The sequence below is a fragment of the Buttiauxella sp. S19-1 genome, assembly GCF_022134725.1.
GTDB lineage: Bacteria > Pseudomonadota > Gammaproteobacteria > Enterobacterales > Enterobacteriaceae > Buttiauxella > Buttiauxella ferragutiae.
On record NZ_JAHWLU010000085.1, the window covers coordinates 1 to 21822 of the forward strand.

Here is a 21822-nt window from a genome sequence, read left to right on the forward strand (position 1 = left end):
TTTCTGTACTGTGCGGTTTTGATGATCACCTGTTTAATACGTTGCTGTTGGGGGGGGATGGTGGCATCTCCGCGAGCGTCAATTTTGCCCCGCAGCTATCGGTCGGGTTGTTGCGTGCCTTCCGTGACGGAGATTTACAACAAGCTGCGAGCCTGCACCAAAAACTGCTGCAAATTCCGCAAATTTATCAACTCGATACTCCGTTTATTAACGTGATTAAAGAAGCTATTGTGCTATGTGGCAGGGATATCTCCACCTGGTGCCATCCTCCATGTGCGCCGCTTGACGCAGAGCGCCGGCAAAAGCTTGGGGCACTCCTGAAACAACTTGAACTGTGTTGAGTGGGAAGCATAGCAATGTCAATCGAGTCAATTTTTACACCGCAAGATGCCGCTTTTTACCAGGTTAAAACCCATGCCGCAGGGCCGCAGGGGGCATTACCGTTAACGCCAAAAATGCTGCTGGAATCCCCAAGTGGAAATCTGTTCGGCCTAACGCAAAATGCGGGTATGGGTTGGGATGCCAATAAACTCACGGGAAAAGAAGTGCTTCTGTTGGGGACCATGGGGGGAATTCGGGAGCCGGACGGCAGACCTGTGGCACTGGGTTATCACACTGGGCACTGGGAAATTGGTTTGCAGATGGCCGCCGCGGCAAGAGAGATAACGGGCCATGGCGGTATTCCTTTTGCTGCGTTTGTCAGCGACCCTTGCGATGGCCGTTCGCAAGGCACTCATGGTATGTTTGATTCACTGCCTTATCGCAACGATGCCGCGATTGTTTTTCGCCGTCTGATTCGTTCATTGCCAACTCGTCGTGCGGTGATTGGCGTGGCAACTTGTGATAAAGGCTTGCCTGCAACCATGATTGCGCTCGCTTCAATGCACCAGTTACCGACCATCCTGGTACCTGGTGGCGCTACATTGCCACCTACTTTTGGTGAGGATGCCGGTAAAATTCAGACTATCGGTGCACGCTTCGCCAACCATGAACTCACTTTGAAAGAAGCTGCTGAGTTAGGTTGCCGGGCGTGTGCGTCTCCGGGAGGGGGTTGCCAGTTTTTAGGAACGGCTGGTACGGCACAGGTGGTGGCAGAAGCACTGGGTCTTGCTTTACCTCACTCAGCGCTGGCACCTTCAGGGCAGGAAGTCTGGCTGGAAATCGCTCGTCAGTCCGCTCGTGCCGTCCTCGCGCTGGATGAAAAAGGGATCACCACCGGCGATATTCTCACGGATAAAGCGATTGAAAACGCGATGGTGGTTCATGCGGCGTTTGGCGGTTCCACTAACTTACTGCTGCACATTCCTGCTATTGCCCATGCGGCACGCTGTACATTGCCGGATGTTGAGCATTGGGCACGAATCAATCGAAAAGTCCCGCGTCTGGTGAGTGTGTTACCGAACGGGCCGGATTATCACCCGACGGTGCGGGCATATCTGGCCGGTGGTGTGCCAGAAGTGATGCTGCATCTGCGTAAACTTGGGCTGCTCCATGAAGATGTGATGACGGTCACCGGGCAGACATTAGGTGAAAACCTCGACTGGTGGGAAGCATCCGAGCGCCGTGAAAAATTCCGTCAGTGTTTACTGGATCAGGACGGTGTCGATCCTGATAGCGTCATTATGTCCCCGAGTGCTGCAAAAGCACGCGGCATGACTTCCACCATTTCTTTCCCGACAGGCAATATTGCACCTGAAGGCTCGGTCATCAAGGCGACGGCGATTGATCCCTCAGTTGTTGATGAAGATGGCGTTTATCGCCATACCGGCAGGGCGCGGGTATTTGTTGCGGAAGCTCAGGCGATTAAGGCCATTAAGAATGGCGATATTGAACAGGGCGACATTATGGTGGTAATAGGTGGTGGGCCATCGGGAACGGGAATGGAAGAAACCTACCAGTTAACCTCCGCTTTGAAGCATATTTCCTGGGGAAAAACAGTTTCACTGATAACCGATGCGCGATTCTCTGGCGTTTCAACCGGTGCGTGTCTCGGTCATGTCGCACCGGAAGCGCTGGCAGGCGGGCCAATTGGGAAATTGCGTGATAATGATATTATTGAAATTGTCGTTGATCGTCATTCACTCAGTGGATCTGTGAACTTTATTGGTAGCGAAGATATTCCTCTTACGCCTGAACAGGGGGTGGAGGTATTACTTGAGCGGGAAAGTCATCCTGATTTACATCCTCACGACTATTTACCAGATGACACCCGTTTGTGGGCGGCATTACAGTCTGTAAGCGGTGGAACCTGGAAAGGTTGTATTTATGACACCGATAAAATTATAGAAGTTATTAATGCCGGGAAAAAAGCACTCGGTATTTAATTAAAAATCTCATTATCACCGGTTTTTATTTGACCGGTGATGACGCACGTCTTAATGAAAATAATAGTGTGAACTCTGATTAATGAATTATTTGGAAGGTATTTTTATATCACGCGGGCGATATCACAAAAACCAGAAATCATAATTATGAAGTGAAAAATGATTATTGATGGTGCTTATGGATGAATCCTACAATTGGATTATTAAGCAGCTTGTTTAAAGTCACAAAAATAAAGGGTGTATTCCTGGCAAAGTGCAGGTTTTATTTTTTTTCATTTTGTAGGTCCCTGCTGTTGGTAATTTAATCCATATTATTATGAGTTGGGGGTAAAAATGCAGTTAACAATGAAAGATAAAATTGGTTATGGCCTGGGAGACACCGCCTGCGGGTTTGTCTGGCAGGCAACCATGTTTTTGCTTGCCTACTTTTACACCGATGTTTTTGGGCTTTCAGCAGGCATCATGGGCACACTTTTTCTGGTCTCCAGGGTACTGGATGCGGTGACCGATCCCATTATGGGATTGTGGGTCGACAGGACCCGAACACGCCACGGACAATTCCGTCCATTCTTGTTATGGGGGGCGATCCCTTTCGGTATTGTTTGTGTTCTGACGTTTTATACCCCTGATTTTTCCGCTCAGGGAAAAATAATATACGCATCGGTAACATATATATTACTCACGCTGGTTTATACCTTTGTTAATGTGCCTTACTGTGCAATGCCTGGTGTTATTACTGCCGATCCAAAAGAGCGCCATGCGCTGCAATCGTGGCGTTTTTTCCTGGCAGCTGCGGGTTCCCTGGCAATAAGTGGTATTGCTTTACCACTGGTGAAAATTATTGGTAAAGGCAATGAGCAGGTTGGGTATTTCGGTGCCATGTGTGTGTTGGGTATTAGCGGTGTGGCACTTCTTTTAATTTGTTTCTTCGCCACAAAAGAACGTTACACTTTTGAGGTCCAACCTAATTCTTCAATCAAAAAAGATCTCAGGCATCTGTTTGGGAATAGCCAGTGGCGAATTATGTGCGCCTTCAAAATGATGGCGACCTGTTCTAACGTGGTTCGTGGCGGTGCAACACTCTATTTCGTGAAATACGTTATGGATCACCCAGAGCTTGCAACCCAATTTTTACTCTATGGCAGTATCGCCACCATGCTGGGTTCACTGTGCTCATCCCGCCTACTGGGACGTTTTGACCGTGTCACCTCGTTTAAATGGATAATCGTGGTTTATTCAGTGATTAGCCTGCTTATTTTTGTTACCCCATCTCACAGTATTGGTCTGATATTCGCGTTGAATATTCTGTTCCTGTTTATTTTCAATACCACCACACCACTGCAATGGCTGATGGCTTCGGACGTCGTGGATTACGAGGAAAGCCGCAGTGGGCGCCGTCTTGATGGCCTGGTTTTCTCAACCTATTTGTTCAGCCTGAAAATTGGCCTGGCGATTGGTGGTGCGGTGGTGGGCTGGATCCTCGCCTTTGTTGATTACTCCGCAAGCAACGTGGTTCAACCGGATAACGTCTTAGATACCATAAAAATTCTGTTCTGTGTGGTTCCGGTCGTACTGTACGTGGGGATGTTTATCATGCTGTCGATGTACAAACTGAGCAGTGAACGCGTTGAAGAAATCAGTCAGCAGCTATTGCAAAATCGCGCGCGCAAGGAAGAAGAGATTTCGGGTACCACGGTCGCGGCGTCAAACTAAGGGGAAAAAAATGTACAACATTACCAATCCGATTTTGAAAGGTTTTAACCCTGATCCCTCTCTTTGCCGTCAGGGAGAGGATTACTACATTGCCACTTCGACCTTTGAATGGTTTCCTGGCGTGCGTATTTACCACTCCAGGGATTTGAAACACTGGTCGCTGGTGAGTTGCCCGCTGGATCGTGTATCGATGCTGGATATGAAAGGCAACCCGGATTCTGGTGGCATTTGGGCGCCTTGCCTGAGTTACGCCGATGGGCAGTTCTGGCTGCTGTATACGGATGTGAAAATTGTCGACTCACCGTGGAAAAATGGTCGTAATTACCTGGTGACTGCACCTTCTGTCGAAGGGCCATGGAGCGAGCCTGTCGCGATGGGAAATGGCGGGTTTGACCCGTCGCTGTTCCACGATACTGACGGAAGAAAATATTACGTATATCGCCCGTGGGGACCGCGGCATCACAGTAATCCGCATAATACCATCGTGTTGCAGGAGTATTTCCCTGAACAGAAAAAGCTCTCTTCAGAGCGAAAAACCCTATTTACCGGCACCCCGCTGGGCTACACCGAAGGGGCGCATATCTATCAGAAAGAGGGCTATTACTATCTGATGGTCGCTGAAGGTGGAACCAGCTACGAACATGCGGTTGTAGTGCTCCGTTCCACAACACTCGATGGCCCGTGGGAGCTCCACCCGGAAACAACGGTCATGACCAGCTGGCATTTGCCAGAAAATCCATTGCAAAAAAGCGGGCATGGATCGTTGCTGGAAACCCATACGGGTGAATGGTATATGGCCTATCTCACCAGCCGCCCTCAGAGGCTGCCGGGTATTCCGCTGCTGGCTGCGGGCGGGCGAGGTTATTGCTCGCTTGGCAGAGAAACAGGAATTACCGGCCTTGAGTGGCGCGATGGCTGGCCGTATGTGAAAGGTGGAAAACACGCAGCACAAACGGTCGCAGGCCCACAAATGCAGGAGTCCACGCCAACAGATGATGAGAATTGGTTTGAAGATTTTAATGGCGAGAGCCTTAACCCAGAGCTGCAAACCCTGCGTATTCCATTTGATGAAAACTTAGGGTCACTGACCGAGCGCCGGGGTTTTCTGCGGTTGTACGGCAACGATTCCCTGAACTCAAGATTCACCCAGTCAACGGTGGCGCGGCGCTGGCAACACTTTGTTTTCCAGGCCGAAACCAGAATGCAGTTTTCACCGGCCCATTTCCAACAAAGCGCCGGGATGACCTGTTATTACAACACTAAAAACTGGTCGTACTGTTTTATGGATTGGGAAGAGGGGAGAGGCCGCACTCTGAAAATCATTCAACTTGACCGCAATGTTCCTGCCTGGCCGTTACACGATGAGCCGATTCAGGTACCCGATAATGTGGAGAGCGTCTGGTTACGAGTGAATGTGGACCGACTGAGCTATTACTACAGCTATTCGTTCGATGGCAAAAACTGGCAGACGATCCCACTAACCTTTGAGGCGTGGAAGCTATCCGATGATTATATCGCTGGGCGGGGCTTCTTTACCGGGGCGTTTGTCGGACTGCACTGCGAAGATATCAGTGGTGATGGCTGCCACGCCGATTTTGATTATTTCAGTTACCAGCCAGCAGCAGAAAGTTAATTCGCAATACTGGGCTATTTGCGCATTTTTGCCGGGTAGCCCAGTTCAGCAGAAAGTTGCTGACCGGCTTCTTTCAGTAACTGGCAATACACATCCAGCTGGTTATCATCCACCCGGGATTTCAGTGTGGAAAGGCTGAGTGCTGCAATCACCCTGGATTCATGGTTCCATACGGGTACAGCAACACAGCGAACACCTTGCTCATTTTCTTCATTATCAATGGAATAACTAAGTTCACGGGTCTGTGCAAGCGCATCCAGTAATACTTCACGAGTGCAGATTGTGGCGGGGGTATAACGGCTGTACTCATAGTTTTGCAGCAACGTTTTCAGTTCCGCTTCCCTAAGCCAGGCGATTAAAACTTTACCAATTGCGGTTGAATGCACGGGCAGTCGGCGGCCAATACGTGAATAAGCGATAGCCGCAAGCTTCCCTTCAATCTTCTCTATATACACACCTTCGTTTCCATCCAGGACACCGAGATGTGTGGTTTGGCCGGTTTTGAGCGAAAGCTCAGTAAGCCAGCTTTTCGCCTTCTGACGAATATCCATCGAACCAACAACAAAATGGCCGCGTTCTACCAGTTTCATTCCCAGACGATATTTGCCATTTTCAGGGTTCTGATCGATATAACCATGAAGCTGGAGTGTTTTCAGAATGGAGTGGAGGGTACTTTTGCTCAAACCCATGAGCTGGCTAATTTCGGTGATTTTCAGCTCTGTTGCTTGCTCGTTAAACAAGTCAAGAATCTGTAAGGCACGCTCAACCGACTGAATTATTGGCATAATTTTATGTACCGTCCACAATAAAAATTCCTCGCGTGAACGTACTCTTTTTGCGCAATAAAATCAATTAAACCATTGTTCACGGTTTCAGGCTGGGGGGAGTTATTGGTGTAGAAGTCGGGACAGAAAGTTTTAGGGAGTATAAAGGCGAAATGCCTACAGGAGTCGATATAAATCCATAATTGATTATTTTAACTGGTTATTTTAAAGCACTACTTAACGAAACACCTCCAAATGTGCCCTCAGATGTTTTTGTGTCGCTATTTTCAAGTCATTTTTAATGGTGCGCAGGAGTCTGTCTGTTAAACCCAAGACGATGTAGTAGTTGCTATTTCTTTGGTTGATATCGCTTTTCATTCTGCGATACCCCTTGACCAATAATGATAGCTCCATCCGAGATTTTGCGGAGCGCGAGCGTGTCTTTGTTTTGATACTTTGAGATGCCATAGGGCTGCTTGCAGAAGGCCTGGCCGATAGTCTGACCACATCATCAGATGGCAGATGTGTTTTTTAAAATTTTCAACACATTTTATTGATTTTTTTGAATAAAAAAATCGCTGTAATAATGAACAATAACGCTAACCTGCTTTCGGCATGTAGTACAAAAAAACAACACAGAACTTAATTTAAACATCCGATTGCAGAGGGAAAGATGCGTAAAACATTATTAGTAATTGTAATGCTACTTTCATCCGGCTCGGCTTTTGCCGATTCCGCAAAATCATTCGATGGCTGGTATGTGGGTGGAAACCTTGGTTATGGCAGCGGAACTAATCAGGATGTTTCTGTGTCTCCGGGAGCAGGCGAGCCACATGGAACTCCACGCGATATTGATGGAACTATCGGCGGCATTCAGGCCGGGTATAACTGGCAACTGGATAACGATATTGTTTTAGGGGTTGAAACCGGATTTTCAGGAGCCAACATTAGCGGCGGCCTCAATAATCCGTCACATTCTTCATGGTATGACGAAGTAGATATTAATCAGGCATTCAATTTAAATTTCAAAGCTGGCTATGCGATTGGTAACTGGTTGCCATATGTCACCGCAGGTTTAACCGTTGCCTCAATGGAATTAGCAAAGGGATGCTCGGTTAATCCAGCCCCAGCCGTTCAGGATTGCGGCACGGCATTTAACACAGCAATTGATGATACCCGCGCGGGTTATAACGTTGGTGCGGGTGTTGAATGGAAGTTTAGCGACAACTTCTCGACGGCCCTTGAATATCGTTATACAGACTTAGGGGAAAGTGACGCGTTTACCCCAGTTGGTGCCAATGATGCTTATCCGAAATTCAAAACGGATTATTCAGAAGTCACTCTACGTGTGAATTATTATTTTTAAGAAACGACACCAAAACAATAGCCCTCTTCTGAACTGACCTCATAAAGTTGGACAGTTTGCATCAGGCGGCTAATAAGGCCTGGGTTCGGTATTCCACCGGACTCAGGGCTTTCAGTCTCAGGCTGATACGTTCATGGTTGTAATAATGGATATATTCATCAACGGCCTGTTTTAGCTCATTGATACTGTCGTACCTATTCAGATAAAAACACTCCGATTTAAGAGTGCTAAAAAAAACTTTGAGCCATCGCATTATCCAGACAGTTGCCTTTCCTCGAATCGGGCAACACTGACACCTTCACGTTTTAGCTGCCGCCAGACCTTACGCACACCGTCAACGCTGTAGTTTTCTTTGTATACGCGCTTTATCTCAGGCATTAGTACGGCATCGCGCTTATCCCGGCAACTTCGCCGCTCCGGATACTGCCGGAAAAATGCTTTCTGGACTTCTACTTGCTGACGCATTTCGGCATCCATCTCACCGAATACTCTTCAGCCTGCAGTTTTTTACCCATCTCAGCCAGGATATTCAGGTCAGTTTACCGGGCAGATATTGGATGTTAATGGCGATCAGTTAGCCCCCTGACGGCAAGATGGGGGGCAGTATTTGTTAAATGATCGTGAGTCGTTGTGACTCACGATTAATATAGCGAATTGCAGGATGTAAATCATTCCCACAATTTTACTGTTATGTTGTTGATTCAGCATCGGGAAGAGCGTGCCAGCACTGTGGCAAGAACATCTCTGTTGTACCTGTTCTTCAGTTGGTCGCTGAATTGAGTGTTTTACCCTCTTCGGTATCATAAGTTCTGAAATCGTTTCCTGCCGATCGTGAACGTCGCCGTTCTGAGGGCTTTTCCCTTAGCGGGTAAATCACACATCCGGTGAATTTGTGTAGCGGCCAATCCAGTAAACGTGAGCAGCCGCTACCGCCATAAATAATATTGATTATTAAAATTATTTATAATCAATACTATTAAATGGTAAGCCGAGGCGATACAGACTGAGGCATCATTTTAAAAAATCTTTACGGGCTGGATTGAACACATCAAGCAGAATACTATCTTGCTCCAATGCTACGGCACCATGCGTCACGAGTTTGCGGGCAAAATACCCATCCCCCGGTTTCAGAATCCGTTTCTCACCATCAATTTCTGCTTCAAAACTCCCTTTTACGACATAGCCAATTTGATCGTGAACCTCATGTGAATGCGGTGCGCCAATGGCTCCTTTATCAAAGCAAAGATGCACGACCATCAGATCATCGGTGTAACCCACGATTTTACGCTTGATGCCACCTGGCAGCTCTTCCCATTGGGTTTCTTCTTCTATAAAGAATGGATTCATTATCAAACTCCTGAATGCGTTTATTAAAGTTAGTGGCAGTCAAAATCTGATGCCGTGAGCATATAATAATACAATATGTGAGTTTGAATGTGACTGACTTCAATATACAGGCAATTTAGTCATGATGACCATGCTATGACAAGCCGAAAGATCCTGAGAAAGCAAAAGTAGCGCGTTGAAAGAATAACATTTTTACAATTTTTCATGACTCGCATCTCCTTTTCTTGTTACGCCACTACACTCTAAATTAATATTGTATTACTTTATTGGGAGGTGGAAACATACCCAGTAATTTATTCAGGACCCAATAATGATCACTCAGTCGGTGTTGTTAACAGAATCAGAAATAGATCAGCTACGTAAGGAGGTCGGCAAGCCAAGCCTGATGGGCAAAACTATCGAAGCCAACTGCAAAAAATTAGACACTTTCATGAGTCTTGCGCTTGATGTGCCGGGCCACGGCGAGGCAGGTGGTTACGAACACAATCGGCACAAAGAAAACTACACCTACATGAACCTCGCCGGGCGCTTATACCTCATCACCGGAAGAGAGCAATACGCGCAGTTTGTGAAAAATTTGCTCGCAATTTATGCCGACAAATATCTTACCTTTGGTTTTCACGTCCAAAAAAATACCAACTCAACCGGCCGTCTGTTCCATCAGATCTTAAATGAGCAATGTTGGTTGATATTTACCAGCCTCGCCTATTCCGACGTCGCGGCAACCATGACAGAAACAGAACGCCAGCGGGTGATTAAAGGTGTTTTTGAGCCGATGCTGGAAATGTTTACTGTTAAATATGCCCATGATTTCGACCGCATCCACAACCATGGTATCTGGGCGGTGGCCGCCGTGGGGATTTGCGGTATTGCAATCGGTAAACGTGAATATTTGGATATGTCCGTTTATGGCCTGGAAAGGAATGGTTCAGGAGGCTTTTTGGCGCAAATTTCACAATTGTTCGCGCCATCGGGTTATTACATGGAAGGGCCTTATTACCACCGTTACTCGATTCGCCCAACCTGTCTATTCGCTGAAGTTCTTCACCGCCACATGCCGGAACTAGACATCTATAACTACAAAAATCAGGTGATTGGTAATACCATTCAGGCCTTACTTAGCACCGCTTACCCTGACGGAACCTTTCCGGCACTCAATGATGCTTCTCGCTCTATGTCCATCACTGATCAGGGTGTTCAGGTTGCACTCAGTGTCTACTCAAAACGCTATGGCCTTGACGACAATATTCTGGGCATGGCGAAAATTCAAAACAAAGTGTGGCTGCATTCCAGCGGCCTTGCACTCTCACAAGCGTTGGAACACGCCGCAAGTCAGGGCGAAATCAGCCCACCTTTCTGGCCTTCTGTAGAGTTGAATGAAGGGCCGGAGGGCAATAATGGCGCGCAAGGCTTCATTCGCATGAAGGACAAAACTGGCGATGTGTCACAACTGGTCATGAACTATGGCCAACACGGCATGGGGCATGGCCATTTTGATACCCTCGGCATTACATTCTTCAATAAAGGCCAAGAAGTTTTACGTGAATACGGCTTTTGCCGTTGGGTTAATGTGGAACCAAAATTCGGCGGCCGTTACCTGGATGAGAACAAATCATACGCCCGTCAAACGATTGCGCATAACACACTCACTATTGATGGGTTAAGTCAGAATAATTTTGATGTTGAACGTGCCGATAAGGCACACGCATTACCGCATTTCTTTGTTGCTGACGCGCCAAATATCAAAGGGATGAGTGCGTTTGCCAATAACCACTACCCGGATTTTGAAATGCAGCGCAGCGTGTTTTTATTGAATTTAGATGAGCTAGAAGCGCCGCTGTTACTTGATGTTTACCGGGTAAAAGGCGAAGGAGAGCATCAATACGATTACTCACATCAGTACGACGGTCAAATAATCCGGACTAACTTCGACTACCAGAATCACGCCGAACTTCACCCGCTTGCGCAGAGCAATGGTTATCAACACCTCTGGAACGTCGCAAGCGGTGAAGCCCAAGGAACAGTTCTGATTAGTTGGTTGCAGAACCACACCTTTTACACGTGGTTTGGGGCCAGCACAAATCACAATAATGAAGTGATCTTCACGCGAACCGGTGCCAGCGATCCGAACTTCAACCTACGCAGTGAACCCGCTTTCATTCTGCGCAACAAAGGTCAGTCGAGCCTGTTTGTTTCCGCGCTGGAAACACACGGCTATTTTAATGAAGAGTTTGAGCAATCCACGAATGCGCGAGGCCAAGTGACGTGTATCGATGTCGTAGGCTATAACGAAATTGGCAGCATTGTGGTAATTACCACGAAGAAATCGCAGGTCACGGTGATGATAAGTAACCGACCTGACGCTGACGAGCAAACCCATCATCAAGTTGAACTCAACGGTAAAACACTCAGTTGGCAGGGTTATTACGCATTTGAAGTCATTGCTTTAGACCTGGAGAAACAATAATGGATTACCAACCACTTTTAATGAGCTTTGCTGAAGCCGCGGAACTTAAAAAAAGTCTTGGCACTGATACTCTACTCGGCCAGGCGCTGGCTCGCGACATTAAACAAACGCACGGCTATATGGTGGACGTGGGTATTGAAGTACCTGGTCATGGCGAAGGTGGCGGTTATGAGCATAACCGCCATAAACAGAACTACATCCATATAGATCTCGCAGGTCGCCTGTTCCTTATCACGGGCGAGCAAAAGTATCGTGACTACATTGTCGAAATGCTCAGTGCATATGCCAATGTTTATCCCACACTTGAAAGCAATATCAGCCGCGACAGTAACCCACCGGGTAAAATATTCCATCAAACGCTGAACGAGAATATGTGGATGCTTTACGCATCCTGCGCCTATAGCTGCATTTACCACACCTTGTCTGAAGATCAGAAAACATTCATTGAAACAAATTTGTTCAAGCAAATGATTGAGCTGTTCGTCGTGACCTATGGTCATGATTTCGACATCGTACACAACCATGGTTTGTGGGCTGTTGCCGCTGTGGGGATTTGTGGCTACGCCATCAACGACCAGGCCGCCGTAGATAAAGCGCTTTACGGCTTGAAAAACGACAGCATGAGTGGTGGCTTCTTAGCTCAGTTGGCACAGTTATTCTCGCCTGATGGATACTATATGGAAGGGCCTTATTACCACCGCTTCTCGCTTCGTCCAATCTACCTTTTTGCTGAAGCTATTGAGCGACGCCAGCCAGAGATCAATATTTATAAATTCAATAATTCCGTGATAAAAACCACTTCTTATGCGGTGTTTAAAACTGCATTCCCTGATGGCACCTTACCTGCGCTCAACGATTCATCGAAAAGCATTTCAATTAATGATGAAGGGGTGATCATGGCGACATCGGTCTGCTTCCATCGCTACGAGCAGACTGACACGTTGCTGGGTATGGCAAACCACCAGCAAAACGTATGGGTTCATGCCTCCGGTAAAACCCTGTCAGATGCAGTGGATGCCGCAGAAAATATTCAACCTTTCGATTGGGGAAGTCTGTTTGTCACCGACGGTCCGAAAGGCGAAAAAGGCGGCTTGGGTATTTTACGCCACCGTGATAAAAAAAATGACGACACCATGGCACTCATTTGGTTTGGTCAACACGGTAGCGACCATCAATATCACTCGGCGCTGGATCATGGCCACTACGATGGCCTGCACCTGAGCGTATTTAATCGCGGGCATGAAGTGCTCCGCGATTACGGTTTTGGCCGCTGGGTTAATATTGAGCCAAAATTTGGTGGTCGTTATATCCCGGAAAACTCTTCGTACTGTAAACAGACTGTCGCACACAACACCGTCACCGTTGACCAAAAAACTCAAAACCATTTTGATACCGCACTTGCGGAAAAACGTTTTGGTTCCAGGGTTTTCTTCAACGCAGATAATAAAGAATTACAGGGTATGAGTGGCCGGATACAGGACTACTACGATGGTGTAGACATGCAGCGTAGTGTGCTTCTGGCTGAACTTGAAGCGTTTGAAAAAACACTGGTTATTGATATTTTTCGCATTAAATCTGAGCAGGAGCATCAGTATGATTTCCCGGTGCATTACGCTGGGCAGCTCATCCGCACTGACTTCAGCTATCACGCAGCAAGCACCTTGAAACCGATGGGTGCTGATAACGGATATCAGCATTTGTGGAACCTGGGATCCGGGAAAGTGCAAGGTAGTTCACTGGTAAGCTGGCTGCACGGCAGGAGCTATTACTCACTCATCACCAGTGCTCTAAATGAGGGAGAGGTGTTCTTCACCCGCACTGGAGCCAATGATCCTAATTTTAACCTGAAAAGCGAACCCGCTCTAATAATCCGACAGTCTGGAAAGGACCATGTTTTCGCTTCTGTTCTGGAAACCCATGGCTACTTCAACGAGTCCATCGAGGCGTCAGTGGGGGCTCGTGGCAGGATTACATCAATCCACGTGGTGGGTGATAACGATGTCGGCACGGTGATTCGCATTGAAACAACCTGCGATAGCATCTATCACTTTGCTATTTGCAATCTGGCGGATACACAACAGCAAGGAAAACACACCGTAGAGTTCGACGGTGTTAAATACACTTGGGAAGGTGCCTTTGCCCGTATTTTAAAATAAGCCAACTCCTGCGCAATAGGTAATGACGATCTAACAACAATAGATATCCTAACGCATTCAAGATAGCGGCGACGATAACCCTCCAATCACTGAGTCAAATCGGTGATTGGGGTGGCCAGGTCATGCCAACGCACCGGCAATTTGAAGGATGAAGGGGATAAACTGGAGGTCTATAAAGATGAACCTACTCTGCCCTCGTAACTAATCAGTTGTGATGCTAAAAACCGGCTTTGCGATTGCTTCAACCTTAGCAGTTTCTTCCCAGACATACGCAATCTCACACTCAAACGCAGATAAGTTTGGCCATACCTGCGGATGCGAATAACGCCGAAAAAGCAGATCAAATAAAAGAAAAAGAGTTGGTTGCAGGTTACACCAGCCCGAACTTTTTCACCTTTAATGAACAATGTGGAATGGTATTTACCACCCCTGTCACCGGGCCAAAAACCTCGAAGAACACCACATACACCCGCTCGGAATTGCGTGAAATGCTCCGCAATAGAGATACCGACATCTCTCTCCTGGGGGTAAATAATAACAACCGTGTCTTCTCATCCATTGCGCGCAGTGAACAAGAAAAAGCCGGTGGCATTGATGGGACGCAGGAAGCAACACTGACCGTAGATCTCGTGAACACTACCGGCATTAACTGGTAGGTTGGACGCGTAATGATTGGTCAAATACACGCCAATAATGATGAACCTATCAGGCTTTACTACCTTAAACTCCCGAATCATGAAAAAGGTTTCATTTATTTTGCCCACGAACGCGCAAAGGGTTTGGTGATGAGCAGTAGTACGAGATGATTGGAACATTGCAGCCGAGTTACAGCGACCATGCAACCATTTATGGGGAGCCTGCCGATGGGATAAAACTGGGTGAGAAATGTAGGTATCGTATCAATATTACAGGCGACAAACTCAACTTCAGACTGATTTTGGCAGGTCACAAAGACGTTGAAAAAACGGTTGATATATCGAAAAGTGGCTATAACGAAACGGGGCAATATATGTATTATACAGTCGGCGTTTATAACCAAAACAAAACCGGCAAGCCAGATGACTATGCATAAGCCACCTTTTATTATTTAAAATCGACACATTAAAGTAAGGAAGGTTGCCCTTTAAGTAACCTTCATGACACGGAAAAAAACCAGCCCAATATATTAATATTGAGGCTGGTTTTTTGTTTTACGGATTACTTACTCAGTTGTAACTTTGAAAAAGACACGCGGTTATAGTCACCATTCGCTTTATCAACGACAAAATCACCGGTACCCGCACAACCTGTAGACCAGAAGCCTTCACCATCCTTCACGCTACATTGTCCGTACGCACCCGCTTTATAATAAAATGAGTCACCTGAATAGCCATGAGAGTTATCCTTTTCATCAACTTTTCCGTTGGCATCAACATTGTTTGACAAATCTATTTTATAACTAACGGTTTTATGGTTTGGTGCCGTAAAATATAAATGCATAACATTGCCAATAATATTAATTCTATAGCTAAATTCTTCACCTAATTTAACACCTGAACTTTGCGGATCCTTTGTATTTTCCCAGGTGTAGCCCCATACTGGATAGGCAATATCAACACGATTTGGATCTTTTTCTGCCAAATTACGTTCATAAGTCCAGAAAACGGAACCAGTTTTATGATGTGGCCACTTCTTATAAAAAATTTTAATGGGCTCATTACCATACCCAAACCCAGTTTTAGCCTCAATCATTGCTGGGTCTTTATTCGCATGCACCTGACCAACGACCACGGAGAAAGCCGGATATTTCTCAGGATGTTTGGCATGTAAGGATACATGTTCAACCTTGACCGTCCCATCAAGTTTTCCACCAATAGCACCGAATGTTTTGGCTTCAGGATGCGCTGCCAGAGAAAAGTTATTTTTCGGTGATTTGACACTGATCCCCGTATCCGTTCCGCGAACCATTTGACGAAGTTCAGAACGGGCATTTGAAGAGCCTGAAGTGGTAATCGCCTTATTCGGAACCTGGAATACTAATTGTTTATTTTCATCTAAAAAGAAATAATCTGGGTGAGAGAAGTAGTACATCGCTACACCTTCTATCTCATCTATTTTACCATTTTTATCTTTATCTAAAGGTAAGGTTAATTTCCAGTTTGACATATCAAACTGATCGGCGGGTAAAACATCAACATGTGTTTCAGTCGACCATGCATTTGATGATAATCCCACTAACAAAGACAGACAAAATAATTTATTAAACATATAAAACCTCAATAGTTTTTATACTTACAGACTTAGCATGAGATAATTTAGTGACACTAACCGTTAGTTATTTTTCTACTGATTTAATCTCACTTGAGAAAAATTCTGATATTAGTGTTAGTGGCACCAGTGCTGAAATGCAGGGCAACATAACAGGTAATGCTGAATGATCTATATAATTAATTACGGCAGCTAAGCCGATGAGGCCTACAATTATCCAACGTAATTTTTTAACTTTCATAAAGATTTACCTATTCACCATCGCTTAACCTACAATAGGTTGAAAAATATCTATTTTCGTTACCCACGCTGACATTATCATTACCCCTAAAAAACAACAAATAAATTTGTATTATTATATCACCATTGTGATAATGATCACTTAATGCGACAGCTACACCCGTAACGGCACACACTGTGCAGATACCTCCCCATTAAAAAATTTTACATATCAATCCGTTGAAAAAACACAGCGGGAACCGCCAGGTCATCATCTGATGTATTTAACAATGTGGCTATTCTGTACAGATCACTGAGGTGAACGTGGTGTCTTACTGGAGAGTTAGAGAGGGGCATGCAAAAAATACGATGTGATCCGGCGCACTAGCTTAATCCTATGGTTGATGTCATCGCAGACTGGTCGGTACACGACTATCATGGAGCATCGAACGGCCTGCTGAATACAGGGTTTTCTCAATACGGTTCGTGTTGTACGCTTAGGTTAAACCTTAGAAAACGAGTGGAATTAAAACGAATGTTTAGACCAAACCACCTTTAGTCGTGCATTAGATTTCTTGCTTTTTTCGAATCGAAAGCCTTCAAAGATTGTCGTGCCAAGGACCGGAAAGGAAGCGCTTTCACTATTTCTTCCAAGGGCATAATCGCGAATGCCCAAAAAATCCCCGCATCAAAATAGAATATTATCAATGCACACAATGGGATTGAGATAAGCCATTGTCCGATGAAGTTAATGATAAACACGCCTGTGGTTTTCCCTAAAGCCCGCAACACATGCCCATGTACCGTGTTGTAACCTCTAACAATAGGTAGAAAAATATATAACGGGGCAATCACCGAAAGAGCCTGGTAAGTAGAATGGTCTAAGTCTGGATACAAAGCAGGCAACACCAAACTCAGAACCCAAAAAAATGCCGCCGAAAAAAAAGAAATGATCACGGCTATATTGATACTGATATCCACATTTTTGACTAACTTTTCGACATTACCTGAACCTATGGCTTGGCTAATCGTAATCGCAGATGAATGTGCCCATGCAGTGATAAATTGAGTACCCGCTTTAATCCACGGCATAACAATGGTCATTGCTACATAAGCATTCAGCGAGAGTTGGGAGTAAAGTAACATATAAAGAGTTGCACCTACTTGTAGCATCGTAACATTTGCTGCAACTGGAAAAATTTCCCGTAAGTGATTCAAAGTGTTTGTTTTTAATGAAGCATCAAGATTCTTAACCGACAAAACCAATGTGCGGTCACGCTGAAGACAATGCATCAAATAACCGAGCCTGATGAATATAGCCAGCAAGCTGCCCGCAGCAGCGCCTTGCAAACCAAGACCTTCAATTTCACTGTAACCGTGGATGAAAAGATAAGAGGCCATCGCGTTGATGGGTAATTCGATGAGATAGCCCGCAAACGCAACTTTAGTTTTTCCTTGTGCATTGAACAATGCAATCAGCACCTGAGTGATGGCGTTTATCACAATGATGAATTTCGCCAATTCCAGATAGCGCTCCGCTTGTACATAAAGTGCTGTATTATTAGTCAATAGGGCTATTAAATCGCGGTCAAAGAGTGCAAGAAGTATCCAAAATACAATGGCGCTGGCGACATTAATCATTAGAGCGGCCCAGAAACTTTTATTCATGGGCACCATGCTTCCTGAACCAACCGCTCGACTCATTACAAGCTGAGAACCATTCGCCAATGCCATTTGTATACCAAGAATGAAAGAGACTATTGTCGTGGCAATTCCCATAGCAGCGAGGGAGACCTCCCCAAGAGGCGAAACAAAAAAGGTATCAACCATTAACATCGACTGCATCAGTAATGCGTTGATAGCTAAAGGCCATGCCAGTGAAAGATTATTTTTCATATAAGATTTCATCAACACACTTCATCCACAGGCCAGTCGCCGAAATAGTGTTCAACACGGGCTCGCCATTTAACTTGTTAAACACTCTACGTCACCTAAGTTATCATCAGATTACACAATAAGTAATACAATAACACTTTATGATCTTTTTAACATCAAACTCGAGCGGAGAACATAAATTTATTAACATTTATTCAGATTCAGCTTTCCGAGTAGCGTTGACGAGTCGCTCTCACGTTCTGTCTTGAGCGGCAAAACGAAATATGCTGACCGGATCAATATTGGTTATTAATGCCATACTTGGTAGATAAGATTCGGAGTGATATGATGAAAATTAAATAATACATATTGTTTGCGAGCAATTTATGCCAGGCGAATTTCATTCCATTTCCGACTCCAGGCGAAGCCTCCATATACAAGTGGCGCGCGAAATTGCGCGCAGTATTTTGTCCGGAAAAATACCTCAAGGTTCTCTACTTCCTGGGGAAATTGTACTGTGTGGGCAATTTGGCATTAGCCGTACCGCGCTACGTGAGGCAATCAAACTGCTAACGTCAAAAGGTTTGTTGGAGTCACGTCCAAAAGTTGGCACCCGAGTGATACAGCGTGCCTATTGGAATTTTTTAGATCCACAGTTAATTGAATGGATGGACGGGCTAACTGAAATCGATCAGTTTTGCCAACAATTCCTTGGGCTACGCCGAGCGATTGAACCAGAGGCCTGCGCCCTTGCGGCCAGAAATGCCACGGCTGAACAGCGAATCCAGTTATCTGAAGCTTTTCAGGAATTGTTAGAAGTTGCCAACGCGCAAGTCTTTGATAAAAAACGATGGTTAGATGTGGATATCAAGTTTCACAGCATCGTTTTCATCTCTACAGGTAATGACTTTTTCTTACCCTTTGGGCATGTGTTAACCACGATGTTTATTAATTTCATTGCGCACTCTTCGGAAGAGGGAAACACCTGCATTGATGAACATCGACAGATTTATGATGCCATAATGACAGGGAATGCGGAGAAAGCCCGTCAAGCCTCAGTGAATCATCTGTTGGACTCCAAACACCGTTTACCGTCAGCAACAAGCTAGCCTATCTGGGACATCAAACACGTCGAAACACGTGCTTAGCTCCTTGCAAATGATTGAGAAATAGACCTGCGGCGAGAGACAAGTGTCTCTCGTTAATTCCCTTGCGTTCACTTAAGTCTGTCACAGGTGTGAGCAAGTGTTGCCAACACTCTGCCACTGGAAGTAGGGCGGGTATATTTCCCTGATAGAATTTGAATCTTTTCAGCCAGACATTCACGCAACCTCTCATACTTAACCACTTTTCCTTGAAATTATAATAATATTGTATTACATATCATGTGGTGCATTCACGTTAGGTCATCGGAGCGCCAAACTGTCGAGACAGGTTTATCACGGTCATTCACCTCATTAGACAGCAGGGTTACTTGGCGGTCGGTTATCAAATAACATGTCAAATGCCTATTAAATAATATTTATCAAGGGGTTATAAATGAAAAAGCCGAAGATTGGGTTCATTGGCCTAGGCCTAATGGGTAGTAATATGGTTCAATGCCTGCAAGATAATGGCTTCGAGTTAAAAGTGATGGATCTCAACAAAGATGCCGTTGCGGACGTAGTTGCCCGTGGCGCAACTGAAGCCAACTCTCCGGCTGAATTAGCCGCAGCAAGCGATATCATCATGCTGTGTCTGACAACATCAACAATCGTTGAAAAAGTGGTGTATGGCGATAACGGCATCCTGGCGGGCATAAAAGAAGGTTCTGTGTTGATCGATTTCGGCACATCTATCCCTGCCTCAACCCGAAAAATTGGTGCTGATCTCGCTAAAAAAGGTTCCGGCATGATTGATGCCCCGCTGGGCAGAACGCCTGCTCACGCAAAAGATGGTTTACTTAACATCATGGTTGGGGGGGATAAAAATACCTTTGAGAAAGTGAAGCCGGTTCTTGAAGTTCAAGGTGAAAACATTTTTTATCTCGGCGATCTTGGTGCGGGTCACACAACCAAATTAATCAATAATTTCATGGGAATGACGACCGTTTGTGCGATGTCACAGGCATTCGCTGTGGCTAAACTCGCTGGCGTCGATCGCCAGCAACTGTTTGATATCATGTCGACAGGTCCATCAAACTCACCTTTCATGAAATTCTGCAAAAATTACGCAGTAGACGGGGTTAGCGATTTAGGTTTTTCAATCGATAATGCTAATAAAGATCTCGGCTACTTCCTTGAAATGGTGAATAACTTGGGTTGTCGTTCTGAAATAGCCGAAGGCACCTCATCGAACCTAAAAGGTGCTGTAACTACGGGGATCGGCTCGGGTAATGTGCCGGAAATATTTGATTATTTCTTAACCGTCAAACAATAAGTCCAGCCTTCGATATAACGGGGCACGCACTGCACAATGAGCTGCGTGACCCGTTTCGCAAAAACGCTCCCCCTTTTCTGCATCCCCTTTCTTTTTGCCCATCGTCACTATGCACCGCTCTACTTATGAGCTAATCAAAGTCATCCTCAAGTTAACTTGTATTATTTTATTTCTAAGATATTAAGATCAGAGTCACATATTGGGTATATTGTAATACAAGATGATCAATTAAGACGATATGATAATTTCCAATCAGTGATTAACCTTCAAAAGGTCTACAGATGGAACTCAATACAGTCATAGTCGGCATATATTTTTTATTTCTCATTGCAATAGGTTGGATGTTTCGAGCGTTCACCAGTACAACAAGTGATTATTTCCGAGGTGGGGGTAACATGCTGTGGTGGATGGTAGGGGCAACCGCTTTCATGACACAATTTAGTGCCTGGACCTTTACGGGGGCCGCCGGCAAGGCGTACACAGATGGTTTTGCTGTAGCAATGATCTTTATGGCAAATGCTTTCGGCTACTTTATGAATTATGTGTATTTTGCGCCGAAGTTTCGCCAGTTACGTGTCATCACCGTAATTGAAGCTGTTCGAATGCGTTTCGGACGCTTTAATGAACAAGTTTTTACTTGGTCTAGCATGCCAAACAGCATTATTTCTGCAGGTATATGGCTTAATGGTTTAGCCATCATTGCATCCGGTATTTTTGGTTTTGATATGTCAACAACAATTATTATTACCGGATTGGTCGTGCTTGTAATGTCTGTAACGGGGGGATCGTGGGCGGTTATTGCATCTGATTTTATGCAAATGGTTATTATCATGGCTGTGACCGTGACCTGTGCTGTAGTTGCAATTATCAAAGGCGGTGGTGTAACCGACATTGTTAGTAATTTTCCATTGCAAGAAGGAGCCTCCTTCGTTTCAGGAAATGACCTTAATTATTTAAGTATCTTTGGTATTTGGGCTTTCTTTATCTTTATCAAACAATTCAGCATCAATAATAACATGCTGAACTCTTACCGTTATCTTGCAGCTAAAGACTCAAAAAATGCTAAAAAAGCGGCACTGCTTGCTTGTTTATTGATGACTGTAGGACCATTCATCTGGTTTATGCCTTCATGGTTTGTTGCCAGCCAGGGTGTTGATTTAGCAGCTGCATATCCAGAAGCAGGGAAAAAAGCTGCAGACTTTGCATATTTATATTTTGTTCAGAAATATATGCCTGTCGGTATGGTTGGCTTACTGATTGCAGCTATGTTCGCAGCAACGATGTCCTCTATGG

General features: G+C 45.3%; 17 protein-coding genes and 2 pseudogenes. 12 read left to right on the plus strand and 7 right to left on the minus strand.

The window, feature by feature from the left end:
- From MES37_RS17150 to MES37_RS17165, 4 genes are all read left to right on the plus strand, one after another.
- On the plus strand, window positions 1-341 hold a 341-nt coding region (locus MES37_RS17150; protein WP_237932128.1), incomplete at its 5' end, for a dihydrodipicolinate synthase family protein.
- Between the two features lie 15 nt (window positions 342-356).
- Window positions 357-2324, plus strand: coding sequence for a YjhG/YagF family D-xylonate dehydratase (locus tag MES37_RS17155; protein ID WP_237932130.1), 1968 nt, complete (start codon window positions 357-359; stop codon window positions 2322-2324).
- Between the two features lie 333 nt (window positions 2325-2657).
- Window positions 2658-4037 (plus strand): glycoside-pentoside-hexuronide (GPH):cation symporter, encoded by a 1380-nt coding sequence (locus tag MES37_RS17160; RefSeq protein WP_064548813.1) that lies wholly within the window; start codon window positions 2658-2660, stop codon window positions 4035-4037.
- Between the two features lie 10 nt (window positions 4038-4047).
- Window positions 4048-5670, plus strand: a complete 1623-nt coding sequence (locus MES37_RS17165) for a glycoside hydrolase family 43 protein (protein WP_237932132.1) — start codon at window positions 4048-4050, stop codon at window positions 5668-5670.
- Between the two features lie 14 nt (window positions 5671-5684).
- Here the strand turns inward: MES37_RS17165 and MES37_RS17170 are convergent, their stop codons facing one another.
- Complete coding sequence (locus MES37_RS17170) at window positions 5685-6455, minus strand: IclR family transcriptional regulator (protein ID WP_064548808.1); 771 nt, start codon at window positions 6453-6455, stop codon at window positions 5685-5687.
- Between the two features lie 652 nt (window positions 6456-7107).
- Here MES37_RS17170 and MES37_RS17175 point away from each other — a divergent pair.
- Entirely contained in the window at window positions 7108-7800 is a 693-nt protein-coding gene (locus MES37_RS17175; protein WP_064548806.1) for an outer membrane protein, read from the plus strand.
- A 61-nt stretch (window positions 7801-7861) separates the two neighbouring features.
- On the opposite strand, the pseudogene MES37_RS17180 reads toward MES37_RS17175, so the two are convergent.
- The 3 genes and pseudogenes from MES37_RS17180 to MES37_RS17190 form a co-directional block, all read right to left on the minus strand.
- A pseudogene (locus MES37_RS17180) lies at window positions 7862-8078 on the minus strand (transposase); the annotation flags it as partial.
- A gap of 1 nt (window position 8079) precedes the next feature.
- Window positions 8080-8220, minus strand: a pseudogene (locus MES37_RS17185) (IS3 family transposase); the annotation flags it as partial.
- 591 nt (window positions 8221-8811) lie between these two features.
- Window positions 8812-9147: a cupin domain-containing protein gene (locus tag MES37_RS17190; protein ID WP_064548800.1), complete on the minus strand. Its 336-nt coding sequence runs from the start codon at window positions 9145-9147 to the stop codon at window positions 8812-8814.
- A gap of 310 nt (window positions 9148-9457) precedes the next feature.
- On the opposite strand from MES37_RS17190, the gene MES37_RS17195 reads away from it, so the two are divergent.
- From MES37_RS17195 to MES37_RS24755, 4 genes are all read left to right on the plus strand, one after another.
- Window positions 9458-11614 carry a heparinase II/III domain-containing protein gene (locus MES37_RS17195; protein ID WP_237932134.1) on the plus strand — a complete coding sequence of 719 codons (2157 nt, stop codon included), beginning with the start codon at window positions 9458-9460 and terminating at the stop codon, window positions 11612-11614.
- Entirely contained in the window at window positions 11614-13770 is a 2157-nt protein-coding gene (locus tag MES37_RS17200) for a heparinase II/III domain-containing protein (RefSeq protein WP_237932137.1), read from the plus strand. Before MES37_RS17195 ends, MES37_RS17200 begins: the two co-directional genes overlap by 1 nt.
- Before the next feature lie 299 nt (window positions 13771-14069).
- Window positions 14070-14426: a polysaccharide lyase family 7 protein gene (locus tag MES37_RS17205; RefSeq protein ID WP_064548794.1), complete on the plus strand. Its 357-nt coding sequence runs from the start codon at window positions 14070-14072 to the stop codon at window positions 14424-14426.
- A 146-nt stretch (window positions 14427-14572) separates the two neighbouring features.
- Entirely contained in the window at window positions 14573-14842 is a 270-nt protein-coding gene (locus tag MES37_RS24755; RefSeq protein ID WP_273694507.1) for a polysaccharide lyase family 7 protein, read from the plus strand.
- Window positions 14843-14967: 125 nt separating this feature from the next.
- Here the strand turns inward: MES37_RS24755 and MES37_RS17210 are convergent, their stop codons facing one another.
- The 3 genes from MES37_RS17210 to MES37_RS17220 all read right to left on the minus strand — a co-directional run bounded on the left by MES37_RS17210 (window position 14968) and on the right by MES37_RS17220 (window position 18132).
- Entirely contained in the window at window positions 14968-16017 is a 1050-nt protein-coding gene (locus MES37_RS17210; RefSeq protein WP_064548791.1) for a polysaccharide lyase family 7 protein, read from the minus strand.
- Window positions 16018-16084: 67 nt separating this feature from the next.
- Entirely contained in the window at window positions 16085-16258 is a 174-nt protein-coding gene (locus MES37_RS17215; protein WP_157092971.1) for a hypothetical protein, read from the minus strand.
- A 533-nt stretch (window positions 16259-16791) separates the two neighbouring features.
- Complete coding sequence (locus MES37_RS17220; RefSeq protein WP_074388599.1) at window positions 16792-18132, minus strand: MATE family efflux transporter; 1341 nt, start codon at window positions 18130-18132, stop codon at window positions 16792-16794.
- A gap of 419 nt (window positions 18133-18551) precedes the next feature.
- Here MES37_RS17220 and MES37_RS17225 point away from each other — a divergent pair, with 419 nt between their 5' ends.
- From MES37_RS17225 to MES37_RS17235, 3 genes are all read left to right on the plus strand, one after another.
- Complete coding sequence (locus MES37_RS17225; RefSeq protein WP_237932140.1) at window positions 18552-19220, plus strand: FadR/GntR family transcriptional regulator; 669 nt, start codon at window positions 18552-18554, stop codon at window positions 19218-19220.
- Window positions 19221-19650: 430 nt separating this feature from the next.
- The gene (locus tag MES37_RS17230) at window positions 19651-20529 is read left to right on the plus strand and encodes an NAD(P)-dependent oxidoreductase (protein WP_133522402.1); all 879 of its coding nucleotides are present in this window, start codon (window positions 19651-19653) and stop codon (window positions 20527-20529) included.
- 281 nt (window positions 20530-20810) lie between these two features.
- On the plus strand, window positions 20811-21822 hold a 1012-nt coding region (locus MES37_RS17235; RefSeq protein ID WP_443107488.1), incomplete at its 3' end, for a sodium:solute symporter family transporter.

Bases quoted from the DNA above. Each gene is read 5' to 3' on its own strand.
- MES37_RS17155 (WP_237932130.1), top strand. From the start codon at position 357: ATGTCAATCGAGTCAATTTTTACACCGCAAGATGCCGCTTTTTACCAG.
- MES37_RS17160 (WP_064548813.1), top strand. From the start codon at position 2,658: ATGCAGTTAACAATGAAAGATAAAATTGGTTATGGCCTGGGAGACACC.
- MES37_RS17165 (WP_237932132.1), top strand. From the start codon at position 4,048: ATGTACAACATTACCAATCCGATTTTGAAAGGTTTTAACCCTGATCCC.
- MES37_RS17170 (WP_064548808.1), bottom strand. From the start codon at position 6,455: ATGCCAATAATTCAGTCGGTTGAGCGTGCCTTACAGATTCTTGACTTG.
- MES37_RS17175 (WP_064548806.1), top strand. From the start codon at position 7,108: ATGCGTAAAACATTATTAGTAATTGTAATGCTACTTTCATCCGGCTCG.
- MES37_RS17190 (WP_064548800.1), bottom strand. From the start codon at position 9,147: ATGAATCCATTCTTTATAGAAGAAGAAACCCAATGGGAAGAGCTGCCA.
- MES37_RS17195 (WP_237932134.1), top strand. From the start codon at position 9,458: ATGATCACTCAGTCGGTGTTGTTAACAGAATCAGAAATAGATCAGCTA.
- MES37_RS17200 (WP_237932137.1), top strand. From the start codon at position 11,614: ATGGATTACCAACCACTTTTAATGAGCTTTGCTGAAGCCGCGGAACTT.
- MES37_RS24755 (WP_273694507.1), top strand. From the start codon at position 14,573: ATGATTGGAACATTGCAGCCGAGTTACAGCGACCATGCAACCATTTAT.
- MES37_RS17210 (WP_064548791.1), bottom strand. From the start codon at position 16,017: ATGTTTAATAAATTATTTTGTCTGTCTTTGTTAGTGGGATTATCATCA.
- MES37_RS17215 (WP_157092971.1), bottom strand. From the start codon at position 16,258: ATGAAAGTTAAAAAATTACGTTGGATAATTGTAGGCCTCATCGGCTTA.
- MES37_RS17220 (WP_074388599.1), bottom strand. From the start codon at position 18,132: ATGAAAAATAATCTTTCACTGGCATGGCCTTTAGCTATCAACGCATTA.
- MES37_RS17230 (WP_133522402.1), top strand. From the start codon at position 19,651: ATGAAAAAGCCGAAGATTGGGTTCATTGGCCTAGGCCTAATGGGTAGT.